This window comes from Verrucomicrobiota bacterium (assembly GCA_016871535.1).
Lineage (GTDB): Bacteria > Verrucomicrobiota > Verrucomicrobiia > Limisphaerales > SIBE01 > VHCZ01.
This window is the reverse complement of the sequence record VHCZ01000263.1, coordinates 1-8,498: the sequence shown is the minus strand read 5'-3', so window position 1 is coordinate 8,498 and position 8,498 is coordinate 1. Positions and strand designations below refer to the sequence as shown.

Below are 8,498 nucleotides of genomic sequence, written 5' to 3'. Positions count from 1 at the left end.
TTCTTTTTCGCCAGACTTCGTTGCTTGCTCCTTACAGATCCACTTCGGGATATGCTCGTCGCTCGCGCCTCGTCTGGCCGAAAAATCCCTTGCCGCGAACGTGAGCGTATTTATGAAATGGACCACTAAGGAAGACAATTCGCTCAAATGAACCGCCGAATCTTCATCCAGACCGCTGGCCTGAGCATCACCTCGCTCGCCACTTCTCAATTCCTCCGCTCTCTGGCCGCCGAAAAAGTGCACTGGCCCGTCGGCTGTTTCAACCGCCCGTGGACGCGGTGGAGCTACGACGACGCGCTCGATGGAATCAAAGCCGCCGGCTACAAGCTCACCGGTCTCCTGACCGGGCAACGCGGTGAAGCCATGACGTCTTCTGCGGCGACGCCGGAGTACTTGGACAACTTGAAAAGGCGCATCGCGCAACGCGGCCTGGCCGTCAACCTGACGGCGATCCGCTTCAGGCAGGAAGGCGCGCTCGGCGACAATATCTCGGACCTGCGCAAACAGATCGAAAACGCCGCGCGGCTGGAGCTGAAGTTCATGCTCACTTTCGGCGTGGACAAGCCGGCGCACTACGAGAATTTCTATCGCCTCATGGCCGACGCGTCGGCGCAGGCAGAGCGACGCGGCATTCAGATCGCGATGAAACCGCACGGCGGCGGCAGCGGGGCGTCGGAGGAGATTTTGCGCTGCCTCGAGAAGGTGGCGCACGCGAACTTCAAGATTTGGTACGACGCCGGTAACATCATTTACTACACCGGCAAAGATCCGCTCGTAGAGTTGGAGCCGGTCGCCAAATACGTCACGGGCTTTTGCGCCAAGGATTGCGCCGCGCCGAAGGCCGAGGTGATGACGCAATTCGGCACGGGCAAGGTGGATTTCAAGGCTGTGCTCGCGAAGCTGAAGTCTGCCGGCTTCAAGGGCCCGATTATGGTCGAAGGCGTGAAAGTCGGCGCGACGGCTGAAGAAACCACGGCCAACGCGCGCGCCAATCGAGAATTTCTGGAAAAGACGCTGGCGGCCCTTTGAGCGAAGTGGAAACAGACACGAATTTCGCGAATTAACGCGAATTGAACTCTGGAACTTTTCGCGAGAATTCGCGCAATTCGCGTCTCTTTCTGCTCAGGGAGGTCTTACTTGCTGGATCGTCAGGGCGCAGACTGTGGGCCCGGCGAATGCGGGGCGCGGAATCGCCAGTGAAGCCCGGCGCCTTTGTTTTGGCCGAGAACGGCTGCAGTCGTATATGCGCTCGCGTGGCCATCGGCAAACAGGAGGATCACCAATCCCGAGTGCCGCGCGATGAGAGGTTTCAGGGCTGAAGGCGGCAAATCGGATAGCTCCTTCACCAGATCGCGGTCTGCGATCAGCGGCGCGCCGAGCCTCGGATCGGATGAGTTTGGCTGGCCGTTGTACGGGTCAAACGTGAAGCCGCGATACTTCTCGCTCACCGGACCGTTTGGTGTGTCTCCGAACAGCGGCGTCAGTGTCGGACTCTCGATCATGGAAACGCGTGTGGGGGTGGAGAAGCCTTCATTTTCTGTCTGATCGTAAGCTGTCGCGGTGGTGTATCCGATCGAGCCTGCGCCGCGCGTGGCCCAGTCTGCCGAAAAGGACCGGTTTGCCGCACTCGGGCAACTGAACACTTCCGTGTTCGGCACATAAGGCAGAACTTTGACCGGCCAGATCCGATTCGGATCATGGGTGGGGACATTGTAGTCGGCCGACGGCGGGAAGATTTCATGGTGCTCATCGACGTAGAGCATGACGGCAGCGGCGAGTTGCCGGGCGTTCGAGAGGCAATTGATTTGCCGGGCCTTCGCTTTCGCGCGGCTGACGGCGGGCAACAGCATGGCTGTCAGGATCGCGACAATGGCCGTGACGACCAGCAGTTCGATCAGTGTGAAGCCGACGCGCCGCGGATTCCTTGTGGCAGCGTGTCGTTTCATCTCGGAATCAGGTTTTCGATAAAAAACTCCATCATGCGATCGCGGTTGATGGCGGCGTGCCCCTGGTCCGGGCCGACCTGCACTTCGATGCTCTTTCCTGCACGCTGCAAAGCGTGAATGAGTTGCAGCGTGTTTGACGGATGCACGTTGTTGTCCGCCGTTCCGTAGAACAGCATCAGGCGGCCTTTGAGGTTTTTCACGTGGGTCATCAGACTGGCGGCGTCATAGGCTTCCTTGTTTTCCTGCGGCAGCCACATATAACGCTCCGTGTAGATCGTGTCGTAGTTGCGATAGTCCGTGACTGGCGACGAAGAACAAGCCACGTGAAAAACGTCCGGATATCGCATCAGACACGTGGCGGAGGCGGTGCCGCCGTAAGACGTGCCAAAGATGCCGACGCGCTTCTTGTCCACGTAACGCCGGTTCCACAGTGATTTCACTCCGGCCGTCTGGTCGTCGATTTCCACCTGGCCGAACTTCAAGTAAATCGCGTCGAGGAAGCGTTTGCCGCGCCCGCTCGCGCTGCGGGAATCAAAGGTGGCGACGAGGAAGCCGAATTCCGTCAGCACGTTGGGCAAGGTGAACGTTTCGCGCGCGCCGGTCGTGCCTGGGCCTGCGTAAACGCTGACGAGAAGCGGATATTTTTTGAACGGCTTGAAATTCGAGGGGCGGTGCAGCATCCCGTAGAGATCGGTGTCGCCATCGGCTGCCTTGAACTTGAGCAGCTCGACCGGCTTGAGGCCGAGTTTCTTGAACTTCGTCATATCGCTTCGGGCGAGTTCGGCCACGAGTTTACCGTCCGCGTCCCGGAGGCTCGTCACAGGAGGTGAATCGTGCGTTTGGGCAACGTCGATAAAGTGCTGCCCGCTGGGCGCGACATTCACGGTGTGGTGTAGTCTGGGATCGGTCAGGCAGCGACCCCCCTTTCCGTCCAGGCTCACGGAATGAAGCTGAGGCTTCATCGGATTGTCGCCGCTGCGTGCCGTGTAGAAAACCAGTCCCGCCGTCTCGTCCACATGGATCACGTCGCCGACCTCAAAGGGATGATTCGTGATGGTGGCGATCAGTCTGCCGCTCAGGTCATAAAGGAACAGATTCCGCCACCCGGTGCGTTCGGAGGTCCAGATAAAGCGCCGACCGTCTTTGAGAAAGCGTTGGGGCGGCAGATTCTCGACCCAACTCGGGAGCCATTCCTCCCGAATGATGACGCGCGTTTTGCCCGTCTCCGGGTCGGCCCCGCAGAATTCGAGGATGTTTTGCCGCCGGTTCGTGCGGTGGAAAAGCAACTCGCGGCCGTCCGCCGTCCAGGAGATGCCATAGACATAATGGCCGACGACGGAGTTATCAAAGGGCGTTCCGTCGCGGACATCGACCTGGACGGATTTCTTTGTCGCGAGGTCGTAGATGAGGAGGTCCACCACGGGGTTGGTCGATCCGGTCTTGGTATAAGGCTCAACGTCGACTTTGCTCTGAATATTGGTTTGGTTGAGCGTGAGATAATAATCCGGCACGTGGCTTTCGTCGAAGCGGTAGAAAGCAAGTTTTTTGCTGTTCGTGGACCACCACATGGCGGTGTTTTGGAATAGCTCTTCGCCGTAGACCCAGCTTGCCGTGCCGTACTTGACGCGGGTTTTGTCGCTGCCATCGGTCGTGACGGCAAACTCGTTCGCGCCATTGGTGTCGCTCAGCCAGAGGTTGCGGTCGCGATAGAACGCCTTGAATTTGCCGTCCGGGGAAAGAGCGGAAGTGTATTGGCGTCCGCGCTCCGGCGGATTGCCGCGTCCGCGACGACCACGAGTTCCGGCTTCGCCGCTTCGTGTGGAAGGTTTCGCCGGTTTTTCAACCTCCGTGGCTTTGCGTTCCGCGATGCTGTAAACGTAGCGCTTGCCGTCCTTCTCATACTCGAAGGATTTTCCACCCTCCTTCCAAGTGACGGTGAGCGCGCCGAGTTTGACCGCGTTGGTGAGCTCGCGGCTCATTCTCTGATACCTCGCGTAACCCGGCATCGTCTTCAGTCGGTCCTGCGCCAGGGCAGCGATCGGCGAAAGCACCACTGAAAGCGTGAGCACGAGGATCAGCGCGGAAGCATGAGGTGCCAACTGGGGTGACCAGCGAGAATAGGAATCGGTTGTCCACTGGGTCAGGGAGCTCACGCGGCACGGAGCGTAATGATCCGCTCCGCGCGTGCAATTCCATTTTCTGGACGCGTCATGACGCCCGATTCCGAATGGGCATCAATCCGAAATGCAGGATGAGCCAGATGGGGATGGCGAAGACCACGATCGCGATCCACCGCTCCCGCGTCCAGGCCAGGTAAGGGTCTGGATCGGAAAAATGGCGATCATGAAGTAATTGCTGAACCGCGTGTGCCCCAGGAATGCGCCATAGGCCGGGAACCGGCGGCGCAAACCGCTGATCAAGGCTGCGGCGCCCAGGGCCAGCGCGAGAAAGGTCACCAGCAGATTGACGGGTGGCCCTGGCGTTGAAAAATGACCCGCACGTAGTCCCGGTTTTAACCGGTTCTTTGGCGGTTTTCCGGCCGGGCCGGCTGAAGCCGGCTGAAGCCGGGACTACGTGCGGCCAAAATGAGAATTGCTGCTGGATGGCGAGCTTTCCTTGTCTTTCATTCAGCGGAATGACAAATTCCGGGCACGATGTTCATGAGACGGAGCCCGTGGCTTTGGATGCTGGCTTTGCTGGGCACGGGAGTAGCGCTCGCCCAACGCTATCGCGGCGGCTGGGGCGGGGGTGAAGGCTGGATTCCGGAGGACGCGCCGATTCGCACCGCGCGCGAAGTGCCCACGCACAGCACGGAGTTTCCGCGTTGGACGAACGCGCCGGGTTTCGAGAAAGACGTCTTCACGTTTGTGCGCGTGCGCTACCACCGGGATTGGTCTGGACCGCGCCGTGCTGGCTACTGCTTCATCGATTTTCCCGACAGCGATCTGGATATGTCCTATCGGCTGCAGCAATTAACCTCCATGAAAGTCGATCCGGACGGGCGCGTGCTGAGTCTGACGGAGCCGGAGTTGTTCGAGTTACCGTGGCTTTACATGGTTGAACCGGGCGCGTTGCGCTTCAGCGAGGCGGAAGTCCAGGCCTTGCGGAAGTATCTGCTCAATGGCGGCTTTCTCATGGCCGACGACTTCTGGGGTCCGCTGGAATGGGAGAATTTCGAGCGCGAGATGAAACGCGTCCTGCCCGACCGCGAATTCGTCGAGTTGCCCATGGATCACCCGATTTTTCACAGTGTCTTCCCGCTGCGTGTTTCCAAAAATGAATTGCAGGTTCCCAATTATTGGACGGGCGAGAACAGCCAGCACACCGGCGTGACGTGGGAATACCATGACGGCGAGGAATGCCGGGACGTGCACATCCGCGCGCTTTTTGATGAGAGAGGGCGGATGATCGTGATTGCCTGCCACAACACGGACAACGGCGACGGCTGGGAGCGCGAGCAGGAGTTCCACTACTTCTTCCGCGAATTCTCGGAGAAACGCGCCTATCCACTCGGCATCAATATCATTTTCTACGCGATGACGCACTGAAGAAGCGCCTCAAATGAATTTCGTCAGACCTGGAATGGCGATTGGTGACTCCGGCGGTTCAGCATCCCACGCGTAAGTCTTTGGACTCAGATTCTCCTGCGAGTTCATCGCTTGCTCCCAAGTGATCGATTGGCCCGTGTAGGTCGCCATGCGGCCCATGATTGCCAGGAGCGTGCTCTTGGCCATGTACTCGCCATTGTTGATCGGCTGCCCGCTTCGAATGCTGGCGAATAATTCGTTGTGTTCGGTCTGGTAGAAATCGTCCTTCTGCTTGCTGTCGTAACTCCAGGACGTGCCGGCCGAAATCCGCAAGCGACGCTCGGAGACTTCAGCCGTGCCTTTCTCGCCGAAAACGTAGCCCGCGATGTCGTTGCGACACCGCGCTTGCTGGCGGCAATTGCTGAAGAGTTTCACCTCGTTCGCGTATTCATAAATCACCGAGTGATGATCGAAAATGTTGCCGTGCTCAGGCGCGTTGCGGACCTGGCGTCCGCCCATGCCGACTGCGCTGACGGGGTATTCGTCGTTCATGATCCAGGCGCAGACATCGAGGTAATGGACGTGTTGCTCGACGTTGAAGTCGCCGCTGAGCCAGGTGAAGTAGTACCAGTTGCGCATGTGCCATTCCATGTCGGTCCAACCCGGCTGGCGCGGTTTGACCCAGATCGAGCCGCGATAATCGTTTGCTTGCAACGCGCGGATTTCCCCCAGCGCGCCGTCGTGGATGCGCTGGATCGTTTCCCGAAAGCCGGAGGAGTAACGCAGGCAAAGGCCGGAAACGACCGAGAGTTTCTTCTGTTTCGCCTCTTCGCAAGCGGCCAGCACGGAGCGCACGCCGGGCGCATCGACGGCGACCGGTTTCTCAGCGAACACGTGCTTGCCGGCATCGATCGCCGCCTTCAGATGCATCGGACGAAAGTGTGGCGGCGTGGCCAACAACACCACGTCCACCCCGCTTGCCAGCACGCTTTGGTAGGCGTCGAACCCGACGAAACAGCGGTCCGGAGGCACCTCGATTTTATGGGCGATTTCCTTCTGGTTCTGAAGCGTGGACAGGCTGGTTTGCAATCGATCCGTGAAGGCGTCGCCGAGTGAGACCAATTTGACGTGGGCGTCGGCTTTGAGCGCTTGCGCGGCGGCGCCCGTGCCGCGTCCGCCGCAACCGATCAACCCAACGCGCAGGACATCGTTGCCAGCCGCGTGCACGCGGCCAGGGATGAGTTCCCGAGCGGCCACGGCGCCTGACACAACGGCAGCGCTCGAAGTTTTGAGAAATTGGCGGCGGGAAACGGAAGTTGCGGTTCTTGTCTTCATGGCTTGTTGAGGGGATAAAGCTCGAATTTGCGAAACAGGATTTCGAAGCCCTCGGATTCGAGCAGGATTTTTCCAGAGGATGGAAAGACGTCGTAACACTCATTGACCGTTGTGCCATTGACCACCACGGTGATGCGGTTGCCATCGCAGATGCACTCGACGCGCGTCCATTCGCCAAGCGGGCTTTCCACGTCGTGCTTGCCGCGCGTGTCGATGAGTTCTTGGAACTCCGGATCATGGAGCGACCACCAGAATTGTCTGCCCGAATAGACCGTGGGCTGGCCCCCCTTCTTCCAACGCGTGCGTTTGTCCGGTCCGAGAATCGTGTCACTGGTGATGGTCACGGGGATCGTCGAGCCATCCGCATCCTTGCCGCGGATCACGATGAAATCGCCGACGCAGCCCTGCGCGACCTGGCATTCGATGGAGGCCATCCAGGGGCTGCGGTTGCCGTCCGGGCCGACGGCGTGGAGGAGGATGCCGGAATTCCGCACGGTCTTTGCGCCGTAGGTTTTCTCGCCCCATTTGTATTCGACGATCAGATGATAATCGCGATAACCCTTCGCCGTGGCGAGATACCCATCGACCTCTCCAGAAATTCGGAGGATACCGTCCTGCACGCTGAAGACCTTTTTGGGATCGTCGTAATTCGTGTCCTTCAGCCACCCGTACAGGCCGGTGAGGTCCTTTCCGGTAAAAAGCCGGATCACCTCGTCGCGCGGGCTGATGGGGATGCTGTTGACAGGTTGCTGGTTCGTGCCTGGAGCGCGACTCGCTCCGAGCGCGACCCGAAATGTGCCGGCTTCGACGCAGCAAATCTGGAGGAACCGGCGGCGCGTCAAGGCCACCGAAGGCACAGCGGAGAACGCGTTCATGATTAAATGGCGGCGTTGCAGGGAATCTTCTAAAGGCGTCCATCGGCGTCAATCCTATCCTCGGGAACCGTGAACCACTGCGTTGACAAAGGGTTGGTCCGCGCGCAAGGCCCTGTGCGTTTCACGGCCCGAATGTCCGAACCAACCCCAAAATCAACGAACAACCCTATGGGAAAACGAGACGATCGAGTGGATGCTTACATCGCCAAGTCCGCCGACTTCGCGAAACCGATTTTGAATCACATCCGAAAGCTGGTTCATCACGCTTGCCCGGACGTGGAGGAAACCATGAAGTGGTCGTTCCCGCACTTCGACTACAAAGGCGTGCTGTGCAGCATGGCTTCGTTCAAGGCGCACTGCGCTTTCGGCTTCTGGAAAGGCGCGTTGATCTTCGGCAAGGACAAAGGCCCTGCCACGCCTGAGGATCAAGCGATGGGACAGTTCGGACGGATCACGTCACTCTCGGACTTGCCCAAGGACGACGTTCTGATCGGCTATATCAAGAAAGCCGTGGAGTTGAATGAGGCCGGAGTCAAGCTCTCGGTCAGGCCAAAATCCAAGGACAAGAAAGAATTGATCGTGCCAGATTATTTCGTCGCTTTATTGAAGAAGAACAAGAAGGCGCTGTCGACCTTCGAGGCGTTCAGCTACAGCCACAAGAAGGAATATGTCGAGTGGATCACCGAAGCTAAGTGGTCCATTTCATAAATACGCTCACGTTCGCGGCAAGGGATTTTTCGGCCAGACGAGGCGCGAGCGACGAGCATATCCCGAAGTGGATCTGTAAGGAGCAAGCAACGAAGTCTGGCGAAAAA

Annotated in this window: 8 protein-coding genes; 3 read left to right on the top strand and 5 right to left on the bottom strand. The window is 58.8% G+C overall.

Going from position 1 to position 8,498, the window contains the following annotated elements; genetic code table 11:
- Positions 1-147 precede the first annotated feature (147 nt).
- Positions 148-1,029, top strand: a complete 882-nt coding sequence (locus tag FJ398_23145) for a sugar phosphate isomerase/epimerase (protein MBM3840799.1) — start codon at positions 148-150, stop codon at positions 1,027-1,029.
- Positions 1,030-1,148: 119 nt separating this feature from the next.
- Here the strand turns inward: FJ398_23145 and FJ398_23140 are convergent, their stop codons facing one another.
- The 3 genes from FJ398_23140 to FJ398_23130 form a co-directional block, all read right to left on the bottom strand.
- Positions 1,149-1,946, bottom strand: coding sequence for a type II secretion system protein (locus tag FJ398_23140; protein MBM3840798.1), 798 nt, complete (start codon positions 1,944-1,946; stop codon positions 1,149-1,151).
- Positions 1,943-3,952 (bottom strand): S9 family peptidase, encoded by a 2,010-nt coding sequence (locus FJ398_23135; protein ID MBM3840797.1) that lies wholly within the window; start codon positions 3,950-3,952, stop codon positions 1,943-1,945. The genes FJ398_23140 and FJ398_23135 overlap by 4 nt, the downstream gene beginning before the upstream one ends.
- Positions 3,953-4,180: 228 nt before the next feature.
- Entirely contained in the window at positions 4,181-4,402 is a 222-nt protein-coding gene (locus FJ398_23130) for a hypothetical protein (GenBank protein MBM3840796.1), read from the bottom strand.
- Between the two features lie 198 nt (positions 4,403-4,600).
- On the opposite strand from FJ398_23130, the gene FJ398_23125 reads away from it, so the two are divergent.
- Entirely contained in the window at positions 4,601-5,494 is an 894-nt protein-coding gene (locus FJ398_23125; protein MBM3840795.1) for a DUF4159 domain-containing protein, read from the top strand.
- Between the two features lie 9 nt (positions 5,495-5,503).
- On the opposite strand, the gene FJ398_23120 is transcribed toward FJ398_23125, so the two are convergent.
- Both FJ398_23120 and FJ398_23115 read right to left on the bottom strand, forming a co-directional pair.
- The gene (locus FJ398_23120) at positions 5,504-6,808 is read right to left on the bottom strand and encodes a Gfo/Idh/MocA family oxidoreductase (GenBank protein MBM3840794.1); all 1,305 of its coding nucleotides are present in this window, start codon (positions 6,806-6,808) and stop codon (positions 5,504-5,506) included.
- Positions 6,805-7,683 (bottom strand): DUF1080 domain-containing protein, encoded by an 879-nt coding sequence (locus FJ398_23115; protein MBM3840793.1) that lies wholly within the window; start codon positions 7,681-7,683, stop codon positions 6,805-6,807. The genes FJ398_23120 and FJ398_23115 overlap by 4 nt, the downstream gene beginning before the upstream one ends.
- A gap of 168 nt (positions 7,684-7,851) precedes the next feature.
- Between FJ398_23115 and FJ398_23110 the strand changes: the two genes are divergently transcribed.
- Positions 7,852-8,391, top strand: coding sequence for a hypothetical protein (locus FJ398_23110; protein ID MBM3840792.1), 540 nt, complete (start codon positions 7,852-7,854; stop codon positions 8,389-8,391).
- Positions 8,392-8,498: the final 107 nt, after the last annotated feature.

Coding starts and splice junctions, on each gene's coding strand:
- FJ398_23145 (MBM3840799.1), top strand. CDS start 148: ATGAACCGCCGAATCTTCATCCAGACCGCTGGCCTGAGCATCACCTCG.
- FJ398_23140 (MBM3840798.1), bottom strand. CDS start 1,946: ATGAAACGACACGCTGCCACAAGGAATCCGCGGCGCGTCGGCTTCACA.
- FJ398_23135 (MBM3840797.1), bottom strand. CDS start 3,952: ATGCCGGGTTACGCGAGGTATCAGAGAATGAGCCGCGAGCTCACCAAC.
- FJ398_23125 (MBM3840795.1), top strand. CDS start 4,601: ATGTTCATGAGACGGAGCCCGTGGCTTTGGATGCTGGCTTTGCTGGGC.
- FJ398_23120 (MBM3840794.1), bottom strand. CDS start 6,808: ATGAAGACAAGAACCGCAACTTCCGTTTCCCGCCGCCAATTTCTCAAA.
- FJ398_23115 (MBM3840793.1), bottom strand. CDS start 7,683: ATGAACGCGTTCTCCGCTGTGCCTTCGGTGGCCTTGACGCGCCGCCGG.
- FJ398_23110 (MBM3840792.1), top strand. CDS start 7,852: ATGGGAAAACGAGACGATCGAGTGGATGCTTACATCGCCAAGTCCGCC.